The following is a 19,227-nucleotide window of genomic DNA, read 5'->3' as shown; positions in this document are numbered from 1 at the left end:
GCAAGGTGGCGCCCACGTCGGAGGTGCGGGTCGTCGTCATCGACTGCACCGAGACGGGCGCGTCCCCGCCGACCGCCACGCTGCCGACCTGGATCTGCCGGCTCTTCCGACGCTCGGCGAGCTTGGTCGGAACGGACGGCATGCCGAGAGAAATCGCAGTCATCTGCTGTGCAACCCCAAGTCGTGGATCAAGGCCCGGCCCCGTGAACGGCGGGTCCCAGGCACCGAGATTACGGCACCGGCCGGTGCCTCGGCACATCCCACCCGGGAACCCGCCGACGGACGGGCGGCCCGGAACCGCGGGGGTTCCGGGCCGCCTGGAACGCCGGACGGAGCTAGGAGATCTTCACCGGGTTGACCACGTCGGCGATCAGCACCAGAAGGGTGAAGCAGACGAAGATCCCCGCCACCACGTACGCCACCGGCATCAGCTTGGCGACGTCGAACGGACCGGGGTCGGGCCGGCGCAGCACCCGGGCCACGTTCCGGCGCAGCGACTCCCACAGCGCGCCCGCGATGTGCCCGCCGTCGAGCGGGAGCAGCGGCAGCATGTTGAACAGGAACAGCGAGAGGTTGAACCCGGCGAGCACGAACACGAACATCGCCAGCTGCTGGGAGGCCGGGATGTCCAGGGTGGCGATCTCGCCGGTGACCCGGGCCGCGCCGACGATGCCCATCGGCGAGTCCGGCTCGCGCGGGCCGTCGCCGAAGGCCGCGTCCCACAGGGCCGGGATCTTGCCGGGGAGGGCGACGAGGGAGTCGACGGCGTCGCCGACCCGGTCGCCCATCCAGGTCAGGGACTCGCCGAAGTCCTGCTTGACGACGCCGGTGGCGGAGCTGAAGCCGAGGAAGCCGGCCTTGACGTAGCCGTCGACGTAGTTGCCGGCGGCGTCCTTCTTGGCGACCCGGTTCTCCGTGATCGTGGCGTGCAGGGTCAGCTGCCGGCCCGCGCGGTCGACGACGATCGCGACGTCCTTTCCGGCGCTGTCCCGGATGAGGTCGGAGAGGGTGTCCCAGTCCTTGGTCGGCACGCCGTCGAAGGAGACGATCCGGTCGCCCGCCTTCATGCCGGCCCGCGCCGCCGGGGAGGCCGGGTCGGACTTCTTGCAGCTGTCGCGGTGCTCGCTCTGCGCGATGACGCAGGGGGAGACGGAGGCGACGGTGGTGGTCTGCTGCTGGATGCCGAAGCCCATGAGCACGGTGAGGAACAGTCCGACCGCGAGGATCAGGTTCATGAAGGGGCCCGCGAACATGACGACGACCCGCTTCCACGGCTTGCGCGTGTAGAACATGCGCGTCTCGTCACCCGGCTGCAGTTCCTCGAAGGCGGCCGACCGGGCGTCCTCGATCATGCCGCGCCACGGCGAGGTGGAGCGGGCGGAGACCCGTCCGGAGCCGTCGGGCGGGAACATGCCGATCATGCGGATGTAGCCGCCGAGCGGGATGGCCTTGATGCCGTACTCGGTCTCGCCCTTCTTCCGCGACCACACCGTCGGCCCGAAGCCGACCATGTACTGCGGGACGCGGATGCCGAAGAGCTTGGCCGTGGACAGGTGCCCCAGCTCGTGCCACGCGATCGAGACGAGCAGGCCGACCGCGAAGACCACTATGCCGAGGATGAACATCAAGGTCGTCATGCACGCGCCTCCGCGGTCGCCGTCGTGGCTGTGAGTTCACGGGCCCGGGCCCGTGCCCAGGTCTCCGCTTCGAGGACGTCCGACACGGTGAGTGAGGTTCCCGTGACCGGGGTGCCGTGCTCCTCGACGACCCGGGTGACGGTGTCCATGATGCCGTTGAAGGGCAGTGCGCCGCCCAGGAAGGCAGCGACGCACTCCTCGTTGGCGGCATTGAACACCGCCGGGGCCGTGCCCGCGAGCCGCCCCACGTGCCGGGCGAGGTTCACCGACGGGAAGGCCTCGTCGTCCAGCGGGAAGAACTCCCAGGTGGACGCCTTGCTCCAGTCGAAGGCGGGGGCGGCGTCGGGGACGCGTTCCGGCCAGCCCAGACCGATGGCGATGGGCCCGCGCATGTCGGGGGGCGTCGCCTGGGCGATCGTGGATCCGTCGGTGAACTCGATCATCGAGTGGACATACGACTGCGGGTGCACGACCACCTCAATGCGGTCGAAGGGAATGTCGTACAGCAGGTGCGCCTCGATGACCTCCAGGCCCTTGTTGACGAGGGTCGCGGAGTTGACCGTGATGACCGGGCCCATCGCCCAGGTGGGGTGGGCGAGGGCGTCCTCGACGGTGACGTGCGCCAGGTCGGCCTTGGACCGGCCGCGGAAGGGTCCGCCGGAGGCCGTGACCACGAGCTTGCGGACGTCGGCGCGGGTGCCGGCGGCGAGGGCCTGGAAGAGAGCGGCGTGCTCGGAGTCGACCGGGATGATCTGGCCCGGCTTCGCGAGCGCCTTGACCAGCGGGCCGCCGACGATCAGCGACTCCTTGTTGGCGAGCGCGAGGGTCCGGCCTGCTTCCAGGGCGGCGAGGGTGGGGGCGAGGCCGATGGATCCGGTGATGCCGTTCAGCACGGTGTGGCAGGCGGAGGCGGCGACCTGGGTGGCCGCGTCGGGTCCGGCGAGGATCTCGGGCAGCGGCTCCCCGGCGCCGAACTCGGCGGCGAGTGCCTCGCGCAGCGCGGGCACCACGTCCTCGCGGGCGACCGCCACGGTCCGCACCCGCAGCCGGTGCGCCTGCTCCGCGAGGAGGGCGACCCGGCCGCCGTTGGCGGAGAGGGCGGTGACCCGGAAGCGGTCGGGGTTGCGCAGCACGAGGTCGATGGCCTGGGTGCCGATGGATCCGGTGGAGCCGAGGATCACCACGTCCTTGGGGCCGTCCCCGGCGACGGGGTCGTAGACGAGGTGCGGATCGGCGAGGGGCGCCGGATGGGCGGGACTGTCGGTCATCCCCCCATTGTGGCCGCACGCGGTGACCACCCGGACACGGTGTCCCCCGGGCGTGCGCCGGCGCGCCCGGGGCGGGCCCTGGACCGGGCCGCGCCGGCCGGGGCGGGCGACGTCCGGGCCGGCTCCCGCTCCCGCCTCGGCTCCGCAGGGCAGCCCGACCGGGGGGCGTACCGCTAACCGCCGTAGGGGCGGCGGGCGTTCTCGCGGGTGGCGGGGCCGGGGGCCGCGTCGGCGATCCACGGGCCGTCGGCGGAGGGGTCGATGATGCCCTCCTCCAGCCACGCGTAGGACCCCGCGAGGACGTGCCGGACCACCTTGCGGTCGAGGTCGTCGGTGTTGGTCCACAGCCGGCCGAAGAGCTCCTCCACCCGGATGCGGGCCTGACGGCAGAAGGCGTCGGCGAGCTGGTACGCCTCGCGGCCGTGCTCCCCGCGGGTGCGCAGGCGCTCGGCGCGGACGCAGGCCGCGCTCATGGCGAACAGTTCGGCGCCGATGTCCACGATCCGGCCGAGGAAGCCCTGCTTGGTCTCCATCCGGCCCTGCCAGCGGGACATGGCGTAGAAGGTGGACCGAGCGAGTCTGCGGGCCGTGCGCTCGACGTAGCGCAGGTGGCCGGAGAGGTCGATGCCGTGCCGGAACTCGCCGTAGGAGGTGGGGAGCTGGCCGGGTCCCGCGACCAGCTTCGGCAGCCACTTGGCGTAGAAGACGCCGGCGTTCGCGCCCGCTCGGGCCTTCGCGGAGAGCGGCTTGTCGGGGTCAATGAGGTCACCGGCGACCGACAGGTGGGCGTCGACGGCCTCGCGGGCGATCAGGAGGTGCATGATCTCCGTCGAGCCCTCGAAGATGCGGTTGATGCGCAGGTCGCGCAGGATCTGCTCGGCCGGGACGCCCCGCTCGCCCCGCGCGCGCAGCGACTCGGCCGTCTCGTAGCCCCGGCCGCCGCGGATCTGGACCAGGTCGTCGGCCATCCGCCAGGCCATCTCCGAGCCGTACAGCTTGGCGAGCGCGGCCTCGATGCGGATGTCGTTGCGGTCCTCGTCGGCCATCTGGGAGGACAGGTCGAGGACGGCCTCCAGCGCGAACGTCGTCGCCGCGATGAAGCTGATCTTCGAGCCGACGGCCTCGTGCAGCGCGACCGGCTTGCCCCACTGCTCGCGTTCGGCCGCCCACTCGCGGGCGATCTTCAGACACCACTTGCCGGCGCCCGCGCACATGGCGGGCAGGGACAGCCGCCCGGTGTTGAGGGTGGTGAGGGCGATCTTCAGCCCGGCGCCCTCCGGGCCGATGCGGTTGGCGGCCGGGACCCGCACCCGGTGGAAGCGGGTGACGCCGTTCTCGATGCCGCGCAGCCCCATGAAGGCGTTGCGGTTCTCCACGGTGACGCCCTCGGACGTGGCCTCCACGACGAACGCGGTGATGCCGCCCTTGTGCCCCTCGGACCTCGGCACCCGCGCCATGACCACGAGCAGGTCGGCGACCACCCCGTTGGTGGTCCACAGCTTCACCCCGTCGAGGACGTAGTCGTCGCCGTCGGGCACCGCCGTGGTGGCCAGCCGCGCCGGGTCCGAGCCCACGTCCGGCTCAGTGAGCAGGAAGGCGGAGATGTCGGTGCGGGCGCAGCGGGGCAGGAAGGCGTCCTTCTGCTCCTTGGTGCCGAAGATCTTCAGCGGCTGCGGCACGCCGATCGACTGATGGGCGGAGAGCAGCGCCCCGACGGCCGGGCTGACGGAGCCGACCAGGGCGAGGGCCTTGTTGTAGTACAGCTGGGACAGGCCGAGGCCGCCGTACTCGGGGTCGATCTTCATACCGAGGGCGCCGAGTTCCTTCAGGCCCGCCACCACCTCGTCGGGGATGCGGGCCTCGCGCTCGATGCGGGCGGGGTCGATCGTGGTCTCGCAGAAGGCGCGCAGCTTCGCCAGGAACTCCTCGCCGCGCCGGACGGAGTCGTCGTCGGGGAGCGGGTGGGGGTGGATGAGGTCGAGCCGGAAGCGCCCGAGGAACAGTTCCTTGGCGAAGCTGGGCTTGCGCCAGTCCTGTTCCCGGGCGGCCTCCGCCACCTGCCGGGCCTCGCGTTCGGTGACGGTGGTGCGTGGGGTGGTGGCGGACATGGAGGCTCACCTCGCCGCGAAGAGGGATGTTGGCGGACTGTTCGTTGCCGACCGGTGCTACGGGATCGTTGGTACCCGAAACGGGCCGCCCCCACCACCCCTGGCGCGTCCGGCCGGCCGGAAGCGGGCCCGCCGAGCGGATGCCGGCGCAGCGGGAGGGGGCGCCGGGACGCCGGGATCCCCGGCCGGGCGCGGCGCCGCACCCGGGGCCAGGGCAGCCGTGCGGACGCCGCTGAGCGGCTTGCGCCGAACGGGTGGCCGCGCGCGGCGCGGCTGCGGGTCCGCGGCTGTCGCGGGTGGGAGGGCGCCGACGCCGCGGAAAAGGGCCGACCTTCGGTGGAGCCGGACACCTAGGCTGCGCCGGTATGACCACATCGCCGAACGAGAGCATCCGGCCGTTCCGCCTGTCGATCCCGGAGAGCGACCTGGACGACCTGCGTGACCGCCTCGACCGCACCCGCTGGCCGGACGAGCTGCCGGACGTCGGCTGGGACTACGGCGTCCCGCGGGACTACCTGCGGGAGCTGGCGCACCACTGGCGGCACGCGTACGACTGGAGGGCGGCGGAGAGCCGCCTGAACCGGTGGCCGCAGTTCATCACCACGATCGACGGCGCGGACGTCCACTTCGCGCACATCCGCTCCCCGGAACCGGACGCCACGCCTCTGATCATCACGCACGGATGGCCCGGGTCCATCGTCGAGTTCGAGCGGATCGCCGGCCCGCTCACCGACCCCCGGGCGCACGGCGCCGACCCTGCGGACGCCTTCCACCTGGTCCTGCCGAGCATCCCCGGCTTCGGTCTCTCCGGCCCGACCCGCGACAGGGGCTGGGAGTACCACCGGGTCGCGGCGGCGTTCGCCGAGCTGATGCGCCGCCTGGGCTACGACCGCTACGGGACCCAGGGCGGCGACTGGGGCGCGGCGATCTCCCGCGAGATGGGCCGCATCCACCCCGACCGGGTCATCGGCGTCCACCTGAACCTGATCCCCGGCGCCGGGGCGACGGCCGAGCCGACCGAAGCGGAACTGGCCGCCCTCAGCCCGGCGGAACGGGAACGCACCCTGGCCTCCTGGCAGCGGATGCAGGCGTGGAGCCGCGACAGGCAGGGCTACGCCGACATCCAGTCCACGCGTCCGCAGACCCTCGCCTACGCGCTCACCGACTCCCCGGTCGGCCAGCTGGCGTGGATCGCCGAGAAGTTCAAGGAGTGGACCGACTCCACCGACCGGCCGGAGGACGCCGTCGACCGCGACCACCTGCTGACCAACGTGATGCTGTACTGGCTGACCGGCACCGCCGGCTCCTCCGCGCGCATCTACTACGAGCGCGCCCACGCCTCCTCGTGGGGGAAGCCGCCCGAGCCCTCCTCGGCCCCCACCGCGTTCGCCTCCTTCCCGCGGGAGAACTTCATCGTCCTGCGTCACATCGCCGAACGCACGAACAACATCGTCCGCTGGACGGAGTTCGACCGAGGCGGCCACTTCGCCGCGATGGAACAGCCCGACCTGCTCGTCGGCGATGTCCGGGCCTTCTTCCGCGGCCTGCGCGACGCGGCCCGCTCCTGACGGGGCCGGCACCCCCGCACGGCACGAAGGACGGCCGCAGCCCCCGCACAGCGGGCTGCGGCCGTCCTGTCGCCGACCTGTCCGTGGCAGGTCAGAGCGCGAGACCGGTGAGGACCAGCACGCGCTCGTAGGTGTAGTCCTCCATCGCGAACCGCACGCCCTCGCGGCCCACGCCGGACTGCTTGGCGCCGCCGTACGGCATCTGGTCGGCGCGGTAGGACGGCACGTCGCCGATCACCACGCCGCCGACCTCGAGGGCGCGGTGGGCACGGAAGGCGACCTGCAGGTCGTGGGTGAACACGCCCGCCTGGAGACCGTACTTGGAGTCGTTGACCGCGGCGAACGCCTCGGCCTCGCCGTCCACCTTCTGCACGGTGAGGACGGGACCGAAGACCTCCTCGCAGGCGATCGTGACGTCGGCCGGCACGTCGGTGAGGACGGTCGGCGCGTAGGAGGCGCCGTCGCGCTCGCCGCCGGTGAGCAGCTTCGCCCCGGCCGCGACGGCCTCGTCCACCCAGGACTCGACGCGCCGGGCGGCGTCCTCGCTGACCAGCGGGCCGACATCGGTCTTGTCGTCCGACGGGTCACCGGTGACCTGGGCCTCGACGGCGGCGACGATGCGCGGCAGCAGCCGGTCGTACACGGACGCGTCGGCGATCACCCGCTGGACGGAGATGCAGGACTGGCCGCCCTGGTAGTTGGAGAAGGTCGCGATGCGGTTCGCGGCCCAGTCCAGGTCGGCGTCGGAGGAGTAGTCGCCGAGGACGACCGCGGCCCCGTTGCCGCCCAGCTCCAGGGTGCAGTGCTTGCGCGGCACCGAGTCCATGATCGCGTAGCCGACCTTCTCGGAGCCGGTGAAGGAGATGACCGGCAGGCGCTCGTCCTGGACGAGGGCGGGCATGCGGTCGTTGGGGACCGGCAGGATCGACCAGGAACCGGCGGGCAGCTCGGTCTCGGCGAGCAGCTCGCCGAGGATCAGGCCGGACAGCGGGGTGGCGGGGGCCGGCTTGAGGATGATCGGCGCACCGGCGGCGATCGCCGGGGCCACTTTGTGGGCGCACAGGTTCAGCGGGAAGTTGAACGGCGCGATGCCGAGCACGACGCCCTTCGGGAAGCGGCGGGTCAGCGCCAGCCGGCCCTGGCCGCCGGCGTCGGTGTCGAGCCGCTGGGCCTCGCCGCCGTTGAAGCGGCGGGCCTCCTCGGCGGCGAACCGGAACACGGACACCGCGCGGCCGACCTCGCCGCGGGCCCACTTGACGGGCTTGCCGTTCTCGGCGGAGATCAGCCGGGCGATCTCCTCGGTGCGCTCGGCCAGCCGCTTGCTGACGTGGTCGAGGGCGGCGGCCCGCACGTGCGCCGGGGTGGCGGCGAACTCGTCCCGCACGGCGTACGCGGCGGCCACGGCCTCCTCGATCTGGGCGTCGGTCGGCACGCCGACCTTGCCGACGAGGCGGCCGTCCCACGGGGAGGTGACGTCGAAGGTGTCCTCGCCGGTGACCTGGCGGCCGGCGAGCCAGAAGGCATGGGTGGAAGTCATGTACGAGTCCCGGCCCTTCCGCGTTGGGGGTGTGCGTGGTTTGCGTGGTCCACGGTAGGGCGGGCGCCGCGAAGGGTCGTTTGTCCGAGTCGTAGCAGTGGAGGGCCCGGGCACTACTGTTTGGACTACTCGGTGGTGCGTCCGGGGCGCTCGGCGGCCCCCGCTACTGCCCCGAGGTCGCCTTCAGCGCCAGCCACAGCTCCATGCGGACGTCCGGATCGTCCAGGCTCCGCCCCAGGATCTCCTCCACCCGGCGCATCCGGTACCGCAGGGTGTGGCGGTGCACTCCCAGGTCCGCCGCGGCCGCGTCCCACTGCCCGTGCCGCGACAGCCAGGCCCGCAGCGAGGCGACCAGGTCACCCCGGCCCGTCGCGTCGTGCTCGCGCAGCGCCCGCAGCAGCCCGTCGGCGAACGCCTTCACCGCGTCGTCGGCCAGCAGCGGCAGCACCGACCCGGCGGCCAGCCGCTCGTGCTCCACGAACACCCGCCCCCGCCGCCGGGCCACCGACAGCGCCTGCTCCGCCTGCTTGTACGCGGTGGCCGCCGCGATCGGCCCGGACGGCGCCGACAGGCCGACGACCAGGTCGTCCTCCTCCGCGCGCCCCTGCTCCGACGCGGCCCGGGCGGCCTCCCGCGCCGCCGCGCAGGCGGCGCACGCGGCCACCGCCGCACCCCCGTCCGCGGCCAGCACCACCAGCCGCTCCCCCTCCGGCACGACCAGCACGGACTCCCCGGAGCGCGCCGCGGCCGACTCCACGGCCTCCGCGAGTCCGCCCAGCGGCTCGCCCGCCGCCCCGGACGCGGACTCGGCGACGATCACCCGGAACGGCGCGTCCAGCAGCCCGCCGTACAGGTCCCCGGCGACGGCCCGCGCGTGGTCGGGCTCGCCGGCGAGCAGCATGCGCAGCACCGCCGCGCCGACCCGCTGCTCGGCCGCGTGCAGGGAACGAGAGCGTTCGGTGGTGAGGGTGAGCAGCGCGATGGCGGAGTGCACGGCGTACCGTCCAGCCGTGCCGAGCGCGGCGGCCGTGCCCACCGCGAGCGCCGCCCGGGCGCGCCGGCCCGTGCCCAGGGAGTGCAGCTCCACCCGGTCGTCGTGCTCGGGGCCGCCGACCACGGAGGACGCCGGGGCGGCCCGCTCGCGCAACCGCTCGACCTCGGCGGTGAGGCGGGCGGCGCGGCGGCCCGCCCACTCGGGGGCGGCGGCGACGACGGCGCCCGAGGCGTCGTACAGCGCGGCCCAGCCGTCGACCTGCGCGGCGAGCGCCCCGAGCACCCCCTCCGGTCCGGAGGTGAGCGCCTGCCTCGTCAGCTCCCGCTGGGCGGCGAACCCGGCCGTCACCGCGCGGTACTGGTCGGCGGCGATCGCCGCGGACACCGCCTTGCTGATGGCGAGGAACGGGGTGCGGCGGGGCACCTCCAGCAGGGGCAGCCCCTGCTGCGCGCAGGCGTCGACGAGGGCCTGGGGGATCTCCTCGTAGTTGACCCCGACGGCGAAACCGAGCCCCACCACGCCCGCGCCGGCCAGTCGCCGCACGTACCGCCGCATCGCCTCCGGGTTCTCCGCGTCCAGCTTCAGCGCGGTGATCAGCAGCAGCTCGCCGCCCTCCATGTAGGGGACGGGGTCGGCCAGCTCGCTGACGTGCGCCCAGCGGACGGGCACGTCGAGCCGGTCCTCACCCGCGCGGACGGTCAGCTTGAGCGCGGAGTGGTGGACGAGCGAGGCGAGAGTCGGGGGCATGGGGCCTTCAGGGTGAGGGACGGGTGATCTTTTGGCCGCCGTGTATGAACGTCCTGCGCCGATTCTGCCTCACCGTACGATGCGCCGCCGCCCTCCGCCCGGCCCTACCCCCGCAGGTCCACCAGGAGCGGCGGCGCGTGCTCCCCTCGCACGGTGGTCAGCGACAGCACGGCGTGCCCCGGCGGCACCCCGTGGGCCAGCTCGGACGCGGACCACCGCTCCCGCTCCACCTGCCGCACGGTGACGGCCCGGGCCGTGGGTGCCTGGCCGGTGATGACCCGGCGCAGCATGTGCACGGCCTTGCCGGCCGGGGTCTCGGCGATGATCTGCCGGTCGGTGACGTCCCGGGTCTCGGTCCACTCCTTGCCCCACACCTCGGCGAAGTCCTGTCCGTCCCAGGGGGTGAGCCCGGACAGCGCCATCCGGCAGCCGGTGGCGCCGAGCAGCGGGCCGCGCAGCGGCCGGGGCACGTCGTCCAGGGTGCGCAGGGTGAGCACCGTGCCGGCGTTGGCGCTGCGCAGCCGCTGGATGCCGCGTACGGCCTCCGGGGTGACGACCCCGGTGGCGTCGTCGAGCAGCAGGCAGGAGAACAGCGAGCGGTCCTCCCGTGCCGTCACCGCGGCCGTGAACTGGGCGAGCACCAGCCGGGCCAGGATCCGCGAGGCGTCGGCGTGGCCCCGCTGGGGGAGGTCGATGCGGACCCGGACGGGGTGGTCGAGGGCCCGGAGCGAGAACGGCCGGCTCCGTCCGGAGGTGTCGAAGAAGGCGGCGAAGGCGGGCCGGTCGAGCAGGGCGATCCGGTCGGCGAGGACCGTGCCCGCGTCGCCCGGATGGGCCATTTGCCGCTCCCGCGCGTCGAGCTCGCGCAGCAGGGAGGCGTGTCCCGCGTCGGTCAGGCCCTTGCGCAGCGCCGTCAGCGGGCCGGGGGCGCCGTCGAGGAGCTGCCGCAGTTCCGGTACGGAGGGGAAGCGGTCGTGGACGGCGCGGAAGGGGCCGAGCAGCTGGGCGAGGACGGTGGTGGATCGGCGGTGGTCGCTGCCCGGGTGCGGGTCGGCGAGGTCGCCGACGAGGGCCTCGGCGAGTATGGCGGCGGCCTCGTCGGGGTCCGTGGTGCCGCCGTAGAGGTCGAGGTCGTACGCGGAGTCGGGGTGCCCGACGCGTACGACGACGTCGTAGGCCTCGGCCGGGCCGAGCCCGGCCCCCGCCGCGCCGACCACCACGACCGACGCCTGGCCGGCCAGGGCGTGCAGGCACAGGGACTCGGCGAGGGGGCGCACCACGGCGCCGGTCTTGCCGGATCCGGCCGGGCCGACGGCGAGCAGCGAGGTGCCGATCAGCTCGGGGCCGAGGGCGAGGCCCGCCCCGCGGTAGTGGTAGGGGTTGCGCGGGTCGTCCGCGGTGGTGCCGAGGCGGACCTGGCCGGTGAGCAGGTCGTGCCGGGCGTGCCGGGCGGGCAGGTCGCGTTGGCCGGAGGGGTGCGGGCAGGCGGCGGCGCCGTCCTCGAGCACGGCCCCGGTGAAGGCGGCGAGGCTGTGCCGGCCGGACCGCACGCCCTGCCAGGCCCGGGTGATCCGGGCGTGGTCCACGTCCCGCATGAGCCCGGCCCGCGCCTCGGCGGCGAGCCGCTCGGCGGCGTCCTGGGCCCCGGCCCGCCGCAGCTGCGGCCATGCGGCGGGGTCCTGGTCGGGGGTGGGCGGGTGCTCGGCCGCCGGGGCGGCGGGCCGCCAGGCGGGCGGGCCGTAACGGCGCCAGACCTCGCCCCAGCGGCCGATGCGGCCGACGGCCAGCAGGATGGCGAGGGCGATGACGGTGTAGTACGAGTACCAGACGATCGCGTTGCCGACGCGGTCGTTGCCCTGGCGCCAGGAGTCGGGGGTGAACAGCTCCAGCGGCAGCACCCACCAGCTGCCGAGGTAGCCGTTCCACAGCAGGGACCACACGAGCCAGCCCACGAGGAACGCGATCAGCGCGCCGCCGAGCAGCTGCCGGGCCGGGACGAGCTCCGGCTCCTGTTCGGGCCGGGGCCGGTGCCCGAACCGCCACACGCCGGGCGCCGCCTCCGGGCGGGGGGTCCGCAGCCAGCTCAGGAACGCCGAGCCGTCCGGCCTGGGCGGCGACGGTGGCATCGGGGGGATGGCGGGGGGGTGGGGCGGTGCCGTCGGGTGGGGTACGGGGGTGGCTTGTGTGCCGCGTGTGTCCCGGGTGCCGTCGCTGTCCATCCGTCCTGCCCCCTGACCAGCCGTTCCGTCCGCCATCAGCGAGTCAATCTAACGCCCCGGCAGGGGGAGTTCACCGTTTACGCGGCCGGGAGGAGCCCTACCGCCCGCGCGGGCTATGTCCACCGCGGACAACCGGCCCCGCCGACAACGCCCACATGGAGCATGCCCACCGTCCGGAACCGGTCTTAGCCTGCGAGAAAAGAAGGCATGCGTCCGAAATCGCACCGCCCGGCACCGCCCGGGACCGCCCCGGTACGCAAGATCATCAGGGAGCCCCCATGACCGCACTTCCGCAGGAGCGCCGCGTCGTCACCGCCATTCCCGGCCCGAAGTCGCAGGAGCTGCAGGCCCGCCGTACCGCCGCGGTCGCGCAGGGCGTGGGCTCCGTGCTGCCGGTCTTCACCACGCGCGCCGGCGGCGGCATCATCGAGGACGTCGACGGCAACCGGCTGATCGACTTCGGGTCGGGCATCGCCGTGACGAGCGTCGGCGCGTCCGCCGAGGCCGTCGTGCGGCGCGCGAGCGCCCAGCTCGCCGACTTCACCCACACCTGTTTCATGGTCACCCCGTACGAGGGGTACGTGGAGGTCGCCGAGGCGCTGGCCGAGCTGACCCCGGGTGACCACGCGAAGAAGTCCGCGCTGTTCAACTCCGGCGCCGAGGCCGTGGAGAACGCCGTCAAGATCGCGCGTGCGTACACCAAGCGGCAGGCCGTGGTCGTGTTCGACCACGGCTACCACGGCCGGACCAACCTGACCATGGCGCTCACCGCCAAGAACATGCCGTACAAGCACGGCTTCGGTCCGTTCGCGCCCGAGGTGTACCGGGTGCCGGTCGCCTACGCCTACCGCTGGCCGACCGGTCCGGAGAACGCCGGCCCGGAGGCCGCCGCGCAGGCCATCGACCAGATCACCAAGCAGGTCGGCCCGGAGAACGTCGCCGCGATCATCATCGAGCCGGTCCTCGGCGAGGGCGGCTTCATCGAGCCGGCCAAGGGCTTCCTGCCGGCGATCCGCCGGTTCGCCGCCGACAACGGCATCGTCTTCGTCGCCGACGAGATCCAGTCCGGTTTCTGCCGCACGGGCCAGTGGTTCGCGTGCGAGGACGAGGGCATCGTCCCGGACCTGATCACCACCGCCAAGGGCATCGCCGGCGGTCTGCCGCTGGCCGCGGTGACCGGCCGCGCGGAGATCATGGACGCGGCGCACGCCGGCGGCCTGGGCGGCACCTACGGCGGCAACCCCGTCGCCTGCGCCGGTGCGCTCGGCGCCATCGAGACGATGAAGGAGCTGGACCTCAACGGGAAGGCCAAGCGCATCGAGGAGATCATGAAGGGTCGCCTCACCGCCATGGCCGAGAAGTTCGACATCATCGGCGACGTCCGCGGCCGCGGCGCGATGATCGCCGTCGAGCTGGTGAAGGACCGCGCCACCAAGGAGCCGAACCCGGAGGCCACCGCCGCTCTGGCCAAGGCCTGCCACGCCGAGGGCCTGCTGGTCCTGACCTGCGGCACCTACGGCAACGTGCTCCGCTTCCTGCCCCCGCTGGTCATCGGCGAGGACCTGCTCAACGAGGGCCTCGACATCATCGAGCAGGCCTTCGCCGGCGTCTGACCGCGCGACCGGCGCCGGACCCCGCACAGCCGAGCGAGTGGTCCGCACCGGTGAAGGGCGCCTGCGGCAGGCCGTGTGAAGAAGGTGTGCGAGGTGGATGACGGTACCCGGTTCCGTCTGCCCGAGCGCCGCGGTCTGCCGTAGGTTCTTCCCAGATGAGAGATACACCCCGCCCACGGGGGACTGTGGGCGGATTCGGGCCGGGGCCTCCCCAGCTTCGACCCGGTCGTGCCCTCGCGCACACCACCGGCGCCTGACGCCGGGATCTCCTCACCGATCGGACGGTCGCCGCCCCAAACCCCCCGGGGCGCGCGACGTTCCGGTCCGGACGGCCGCCCCGGAACCACCCCCCTTGTTCCGGGGCGGCCGACCTCCTCCTCCCTCTGCGATCTGCCAAGCTGGGCGCCGTGTCGACCTCAGCCCGCCGCGTCCTGCTCCTCGGTGTCCCGGCCCTCTCGGCCGTGCTGTTCGCCCTGATCACCTGGCAGGTCGCCGTCCAAGGTCCGCTGCTGCGGCTGGACGCCCGCCTGAGCCGGGCCCTCGTCCGTCCGGACCGCTTCTCCGAACTCCTCTCCGACCTCGGCGACGTGCGGGTGGCGCTGCCCGTGCCGGCCGCGGTCCTCGCGTACGCGGCCTGGCGGGGACGTGCCGCCGGCGCGGGCCGGTGGTGGCCGGGGCCGCTGGCCGCGGCCGGCCTGATGGCGCTGGTCCCGGCGATCGTGGTGCCGCTGAAGATCTGGACCGCCCGGCCGGGGACGCCCGCGGTGCCCCCGGCGGTCGGCTACTTCCCCTCCGGTCACACGGCGACCGCGATGATCGCCTACGGCTCGGCGACCGTGCTGCTCCTGCCCCGGTTCCGTTCGCCCGCCGCCCGCCGGCTGCTGGTGGCCGGCTGCGCCGCCCTGGTGCTCGGGGTGTCGTACGGCCTGGTGCGCCGCGGCTACCACTGGCCGCTGGACGTCGTGGCCGCCTGGTGCCTGGGGGCGGTGCTGCTGGCCGCCCTCGCACCGGTGGTGTCCCGGAGCAGGCGCCGACGGCGTCCCGGACCTCCCGTGCCGCCCGGCGGTCCCGGTGCGGAGACCGCGTCCGCGGACCGCGCGGGGCGTCACGCCGGTGCGGCCGACCCGTTCGAGTGAGCCGGTCCGTCCGGGCGGACCGGTTCCGGGTCAGCTGTCGAAGCCCAGCCCCAGCCGGTCCATCGCCCGCAGCCACAGGTTGCGCCGGCCCCCGTGGGAGTCCGCGCGGGCCAGGGACCACTTGGTGAGGGCGATCCCGGTCCAGGCGAAGGGCTCCGGCGGGAACGGGAGCGGCTTCCTGCGCACCATCTCCAGCTCGGTCCGCTCGGTGCGTTCGCCGTCCAGCAGGTCCAGCATCACGTCGGCGCCGAAGCGGGACGCGCCGACGCCGAGGCCGGTGTAGCCCGCCGCGTACGCGACCCGGCCCCGGTGCGCCGTGCCGAAGAACGCCGAGAAGCGGGAGCAGGTGTCGATCGCGCCGCCCCAGGCGTGGGTGAAGCGGACGCCCTCGAGCTGCGGGAAGCAGGTGAAGAAGTGGCCCGCGAGCTTGGCGTACGTCTCGGGCCGGTCGTCGTACTCGGCGCGGACCCGGCCGCCGTAGGGGTAGATCGCGTCGTAGCCGCCCCACAGGATCCGGTTGTCGGCGGACAGCCGGAAGTAGTGGAACCGGTTGGCGCTGTCCGCCAGCCCCTGCCGGTTCTTCCAGCCGATCTCCGCCAGCCGGTCGTCGCCGAGCGGCTCGGTCATCAGCGCGTAGTCGTAGACCGGGACGGTGTACGACCGCACGCGCCGCAGCAGGCTGGGGAAGACGTTCGTGCCGAGGGCGACCTTGCGGGCGCGGACCGCGCCGTACGGGGTGCGGACGGCCGTCCCGGCGCCGTACTGCCGCAGGGCCAGGGCGGGCGTGTGCTCGTACACGCGCACCCCGAGCTTCAGGCAGGCCCGCTTCAGCCCCCACGCCAGCTTGGCCGGGTGCAGCATGGCCACGCCGCGGCGGTCCCACAGGCCGGCCTCGAAGGTGGGCGAGTCGACCTGCTCGCGTACAGCGTCGGCGTCCAGGAACTCGATGCCGTCGGCGAGGCCCTTGCGCTGCAGCTCGCGGTGCCAGTCGCGCAGCTCCCAGGCCTGGTAGGTCTCGGTGGCCACGTCGATCTCGCCGGTGCGTTCGAAGTCGCAGTCGATGCCGTGTCGGGCGACCGCGGCCTCGATCCCGTCGAGGTTGCGCCGGCCCAGCTCCTGGAGCTTGTGGATCTCACCGGGCCAGCGGGCCAGGCCGTTGGGCAGGCCGTGGGTGAGGGAGGCGGCGCAGAAGCCTCCGTTGCGGCCGGAGGCGGCCCAGCCCACCTCGCGGCCTTCCAGCAGCACCACGTCGCGCTGCGGGTCGCGCTCCTTGGCGTTCAGCGCGGTCCACAGCCCGCTGTAGCCGCCGCCGACGACCAGCAGGTCGCAGGTCTCGGTGCCGGTGAGGGCGGGCTCGGGGCGGGGCTTGCCGGGGTCTTCCAGCCAGTACGGGACCGGCCGGGCTTCGGAGAGAGAGGCGATCCAGTCGTTCGTGCCACGGCTCATGGCGCTCGGGGCCATGATTTCAACTCCCTACAGAGGACGTGCCGAAAGAGGCGGCCTAGGCCTTGTGCTTGCTGCGGCGGTTGCCGATGACCATGGAGACCAGCACGAACACCACGGCGACCAGGAACATCGCCGTGCCGATCACGTTGATCTGCACGGGCGTTCCGCGCTGCGCCGACCCCCACACGAACATGGGGAAGGTGACGGTCGAACCGGCGTTGAAGTTGGTGATGATGAAGTCGTCGAAGGAGAGCGCGAAGGAGAGAAGCGCGCCGGCGGCGATGCCGGGGGCCGCGATGGGCAGGGTGACGCGCAGGAAGGTCTGCGCGGGACCGGCGTACAGGTCCCGGGCGGCCTCCTCCAGGCGCGGGTCCATGGACATCACGCGGGCCTTGACGGCGGTGACGACGAAGCTCAGGCAGAACATGATGTGCGCGATGAGGATCGTCCAGAAGCCGAGCCGCGCGCCCAGGTTGAGGAACAGCGTGAGCAGCGAGGCGGCCATGACGACCTCGGGCATCGCCATCGGCAGGAAGATCAGCGAGTTGACCGCGCCGCGCGCGCGGAAGCGGTAGCGGACCAGCGCGAAGGCGATCATCGTGCCGAGGAGGGTGGCGCCGGCGGTCGCCCACACCGCGATCTGGAGGCTGAGGGAGAGCGAGCCGCACAGGCCGGCGACGCCGCACGGGTCCTTCCAGGCGTCGGTGGAGAACCGCTGCCACTCGTAGTTGAAGCGTCCCTTCGGCGCGTTGAAGGAGAACACCGTGACGACGATGTTCGGCAGCAGCAGATAGGCGAGCGTCAGCAGTCCCGCGATGACGACGAGACGGCGCCTGAGCCAGGTGAGGAGGGGCATCAGACCAGGTCCTCCGTCCCGGACCGGCGGATGTAGAGCGTGACCATGGCCAGGATCGCGGCCATGAGGATGAAGGAGAGGGCCGCGGCGGTCGGGTAGTCGAGGATGCGCAGGAACTGCGTCTGGATGACGTTGCCGATCATGCGGGTGTCGGTGGAGCCGAGAAGTTCGGCGTTGACGTAGTCGCCGGCCGCCGGGATGAACGTCAGCAGGGTGCCGGAGACCACGCCCGGCATCGACAGCGGGAACGTCACCCGGCGGAAGGTGGTCCACGGCCTGGCGTACAGGTCGCCGGCCGCCTCGTGCAGCCGTCCGTCGATCCGCTCCAGCGAGGTGTACAGCGGGAGGATCATGAACGGCAGGAAGTTGTACGTCAGTCCGCACACCACCGCGAGCGGGGTGGCGAGGACCCGGTCGCCGGCCGTCCAGCCGAGCCAGGCGGTGACGTCCAGGACGTGCAGCGCGTCCAGGGTGTGCACGACCGGGCCGCCGTCGGCGAGGATCGTCTTCCAGGCGAGGGTGCGGATCAGGAAGCTGGTGAAGAACGGCGCGATCACCAGGACCATGACCAGGTTCTTCCAGCGGCCCGCGCGAAAGGCGATCAGGTAGGCCAGCGGGTAGCCGAGCAGCAGGCACAGGACGGTCGCGGCGGCGGCGTAGAACACGGACCGCAGGAACTGCGGCCAGTACTCCTGCAGCGCCTCCCAGTACGTCGCGATGTGCCAGGTGACCCGGTAGCCCTCCTCCAGGGAGCCCGTCTGCACGGAGGTGGACGCCTGGTACAGCATCGGCAGCGCGAAGAAGACGATCAGCCACAGCATGCCGGGCAGCAGCAGCCAGTACGGGGTGAGCCGGCCGCGCGGGCGCGGGGGTTTCCCCGCGGGTGCGGCGGGGGCCAGCGGCGGGGGCGCCTCGTGGAGCGTGGACATCAGGCGGGTGCCCCTTCCTCGGCGCCGGCGGGGTCCACCGTCCCGGCGAGCGGGGACTGGGCCGCGTCCAGGCCGAAGGTGTGCGCCGGGCTCCAGTGCAGGACGACCTCGGCGCCGGGGACGAGCCGGCCGTCGCGCTCGACGTTCTGGACGTACACCGACAGCTCGTCGCAGACCGGGCTGTCGACGAGGTACTGCGTGGAGACCCCGATGAAGCTCGCGTCGGCGATGCGGCCGGTGAGGCGGTTGCGGCCCTCGGGGACGGAGCCGGCGTCGTCCGCGTGCGTGAGGGAGATCTTCTCCGGGCGGACGCCGACCAGCACCCTGCCGCCGGCCGTCGTCGGGGCCGAGCACCGGGCGCGGGGCAGCACCAGCTTGCCGCCGCCCGCCCTCAGCACGATGTCGCCGCCGCTCACCGAGTCGACCTCGGCCTCGATCAGGTTGGAGGTGCCGAGGAAGTTCGCGACGAAGGTGCTGTGCGGGTTCTCGTACAGGTCGGCGGGCGAGCCGAGCTGCTCGACGCGTCCTGCGTTCATCACGGCGACGGTGTCGGCCATGGTCATGGCCTCCTCCTGGTCGTGCGTGACGTGGACGAAGGTGATGCCGACCTCGGTCTGGATGCGCTTGAGCTCCAGCTGCATCTGGCGGCGCAGCTTGAGGTCGAGGGCGCCGAGCGGCTCGTCGAGGAGGAGCACCTTCGGGTGGTTGATCAGGGCGCGGGCCACGGCGACGCGCTGCTGCTGGCCGCCGGAGAGCTGGTGCGGCTTCTTGCGCGCCTGCTCGCCGAGCTGGACCAGCTCCAGCATGTCCTCGACCTGCTTCTTCACGCTCTTGATGCCGCGCCGGCGCAGGCCGAAGGCGACGTTCTCGAAGATGTCGAGGTGCGGGAAGAGGGCGTAGGACTGGAAGACCGTGTTGACCGGCCGCCGGTAGGGCGGGAGGCGGGTGACGTCCTGGTCGCCGAGGCGGACGGTGCCCGTCGTGGGCTCCTCCAGGCCGGCGATCATGCGCAGGGTGGTGGTCTTGCCGCAGCCGGAGGCGCCGAGCAGCGCGAAGAAGGAGCCCTCGGGGACGGTCAGGTCGAGCGGGTGCACGGCCGTGAAGGAGCCGTAGGTCTTGGAGATGCCGGTGAGGCGGACGTCTCCACGGTTGCCGGGTGTCGTCTTCAT

At 73.1% G+C, this 19,227-nt stretch carries 14 protein-coding genes; 3 read left to right on the top strand and 11 right to left on the bottom strand.

Annotated elements, in window-relative coordinates; translation table 11 throughout:
- The 4 genes from ABZ261_RS18980 to ABZ261_RS18965 all read right to left on the bottom strand — a co-directional run.
- On the bottom strand, positions 1–163 hold a 163-nt coding region (locus ABZ261_RS18980), incomplete at its 3' end, for a flavodoxin-dependent (E)-4-hydroxy-3-methylbut-2-enyl-diphosphate synthase (protein WP_356860538.1).
- Between the two features lie 172 nt (positions 164–335).
- Positions 336–1,625 (bottom strand): site-2 protease family protein, encoded by a 1,290-nt coding sequence (locus ABZ261_RS18975; protein ID WP_356860536.1) that lies wholly within the window; start codon positions 1,623–1,625, stop codon positions 336–338.
- 8 nt (positions 1,626–1,633) lie between these two features.
- Positions 1,634–2,905: a 1-deoxy-D-xylulose-5-phosphate reductoisomerase gene (gene dxr / locus ABZ261_RS18970; protein ID WP_356860528.1), complete on the bottom strand. Its 1,272-nt coding sequence runs from the start codon at positions 2,903–2,905 to the stop codon at positions 1,634–1,636.
- A 173-nt stretch (positions 2,906–3,078) separates the two neighbouring features.
- Entirely contained in the window at positions 3,079–5,013 is a 1,935-nt protein-coding gene (locus ABZ261_RS18965; protein WP_356860526.1) for an acyl-CoA dehydrogenase family protein, read from the bottom strand.
- A 365-nt stretch (positions 5,014–5,378) separates the two neighbouring features.
- Between ABZ261_RS18965 and ABZ261_RS18960 the strand changes: the two genes are divergently transcribed.
- The gene (locus tag ABZ261_RS18960; protein ID WP_356860524.1) at positions 5,379–6,581 is read left to right on the top strand and encodes an epoxide hydrolase family protein; all 1,203 of its coding nucleotides are present in this window, start codon (positions 5,379–5,381) and stop codon (positions 6,579–6,581) included.
- A gap of 91 nt (positions 6,582–6,672) precedes the next feature.
- Here ABZ261_RS18960 and ABZ261_RS18955 read toward each other — a convergent pair whose 3' ends face one another.
- From ABZ261_RS18955 to ABZ261_RS18945, 3 genes are all read right to left on the bottom strand, one after another.
- The gene (locus ABZ261_RS18955; RefSeq protein ID WP_356860522.1) at positions 6,673–8,118 is read right to left on the bottom strand and encodes an aldehyde dehydrogenase family protein; all 1,446 of its coding nucleotides are present in this window, start codon (positions 8,116–8,118) and stop codon (positions 6,673–6,675) included.
- Positions 8,119–8,281: 163 nt separating this feature from the next.
- Entirely contained in the window at positions 8,282–9,859 is a 1,578-nt protein-coding gene (locus tag ABZ261_RS18950; protein ID WP_356860520.1) for a PucR family transcriptional regulator, read from the bottom strand.
- 104 nt (positions 9,860–9,963) lie between these two features.
- Positions 9,964–12,078, bottom strand: coding sequence for an ATP-binding protein (locus ABZ261_RS18945; protein WP_356860518.1), 2,115 nt, complete (start codon positions 12,076–12,078; stop codon positions 9,964–9,966).
- 278 nt (positions 12,079–12,356) lie between these two features.
- Between ABZ261_RS18945 and gabT the strand changes: the two genes are divergently transcribed.
- The gene (gabT, locus tag ABZ261_RS18940) at positions 12,357–13,691 is read left to right on the top strand and encodes a 4-aminobutyrate--2-oxoglutarate transaminase (protein WP_356860516.1); all 1,335 of its coding nucleotides are present in this window, start codon (positions 12,357–12,359) and stop codon (positions 13,689–13,691) included.
- A 407-nt stretch (positions 13,692–14,098) separates the two neighbouring features.
- Positions 14,099–14,827, top strand: coding sequence for a phosphatase PAP2 family protein (locus ABZ261_RS18935; RefSeq protein ID WP_356860514.1), 729 nt, complete (start codon positions 14,099–14,101; stop codon positions 14,825–14,827).
- Positions 14,828–14,857: 30 nt separating this feature from the next.
- On the opposite strand, the gene ABZ261_RS18930 is transcribed toward ABZ261_RS18935, so the two are convergent.
- The 4 genes from ABZ261_RS18930 to ABZ261_RS18915 are packed head-to-tail and all read right to left on the bottom strand — an operon-like array spanning position 14,858 to position 19,227.
- Positions 14,858–16,288 carry an FAD-dependent oxidoreductase gene (locus ABZ261_RS18930; protein WP_356860512.1) on the bottom strand — a complete coding sequence of 477 codons (1,431 nt, stop codon included), beginning with the start codon at positions 16,286–16,288 and terminating at the stop codon, positions 14,858–14,860.
- A gap of 40 nt (positions 16,289–16,328) precedes the next feature.
- Positions 16,329–17,129 (bottom strand): ABC transporter permease, encoded by an 801-nt coding sequence (locus ABZ261_RS18925; RefSeq protein ID WP_356860510.1) that lies wholly within the window; start codon positions 17,127–17,129, stop codon positions 16,329–16,331.
- A complete protein-coding gene (locus tag ABZ261_RS18920) occupies positions 17,129–18,058 on the bottom strand; it encodes an ABC transporter permease (RefSeq protein ID WP_356860508.1) in 930 nt (309 codons plus the stop codon). The genes ABZ261_RS18925 and ABZ261_RS18920 overlap by 1 nt, the downstream gene beginning before the upstream one ends.
- Positions 18,058–19,227 (bottom strand): ABC transporter ATP-binding protein, encoded by a 1,170-nt coding sequence (locus ABZ261_RS18915; RefSeq protein ID WP_356860507.1) that lies wholly within the window; start codon positions 19,225–19,227, stop codon positions 18,058–18,060. The genes ABZ261_RS18920 and ABZ261_RS18915 overlap by 1 nt, the downstream gene beginning before the upstream one ends.

The organism is Streptomyces sp. NPDC006193, from assembly GCF_040613915.1.
Classification (GTDB): Bacteria; Actinomycetota; Actinomycetes; order Streptomycetales; family Streptomycetaceae; genus Streptomyces.
The sequence above is the reverse complement of the archived record's forward strand: the minus strand, read 5'-3'. Positions and strand labels throughout refer to the sequence as shown.

What these genes read in the sequence shown, in the direction of transcription:
- ABZ261_RS18975 (WP_356860536.1), bottom strand. Translation starts at nt 1,625, where the DNA reads ATGTTCATCCTCGGCATAGTGGTCTTCGCGGTCGGCCTGCTCGTCTCG.
- dxr (WP_356860528.1), bottom strand. Translation starts at nt 2,905, where the DNA reads ATGACCGACAGTCCCGCCCATCCGGCGCCCCTCGCCGATCCGCACCTC.
- ABZ261_RS18965 (WP_356860526.1), bottom strand. Translation starts at nt 5,013, where the DNA reads ATGTCCGCCACCACCCCACGCACCACCGTCACCGAACGCGAGGCCCGG.
- ABZ261_RS18960 (WP_356860524.1), top strand. Translation starts at nt 5,379, where the DNA reads ATGACCACATCGCCGAACGAGAGCATCCGGCCGTTCCGCCTGTCGATC.
- ABZ261_RS18955 (WP_356860522.1), bottom strand. Translation starts at nt 8,118, where the DNA reads ATGACTTCCACCCATGCCTTCTGGCTCGCCGGCCGCCAGGTCACCGGC.
- ABZ261_RS18950 (WP_356860520.1), bottom strand. Translation starts at nt 9,859, where the DNA reads ATGCCCCCGACTCTCGCCTCGCTCGTCCACCACTCCGCGCTCAAGCTG.
- ABZ261_RS18945 (WP_356860518.1), bottom strand. Translation starts at nt 12,078, where the DNA reads ATGGACAGCGACGGCACCCGGGACACACGCGGCACACAAGCCACCCCC.
- gabT (WP_356860516.1), top strand. Translation starts at nt 12,357, where the DNA reads ATGACCGCACTTCCGCAGGAGCGCCGCGTCGTCACCGCCATTCCCGGC.
- ABZ261_RS18930 (WP_356860512.1), bottom strand. Translation starts at nt 16,288, where the DNA reads ATGGCCCCGAGCGCCATGAGCCGTGGCACGAACGACTGGATCGCCTCT.
- ABZ261_RS18925 (WP_356860510.1), bottom strand. Translation starts at nt 17,129, where the DNA reads ATGCCCCTCCTCACCTGGCTCAGGCGCCGTCTCGTCGTCATCGCGGGA.
- ABZ261_RS18920 (WP_356860508.1), bottom strand. Translation starts at nt 18,058, where the DNA reads ATGTCCACGCTCCACGAGGCGCCCCCGCCGCTGGCCCCCGCCGCACCC.
- ABZ261_RS18915 (WP_356860507.1), bottom strand. Translation starts at nt 19,227, where the DNA reads ATGAAGACGACACCCGGCAACCGTGGAGACGTCCGCCTCACCGGCATC.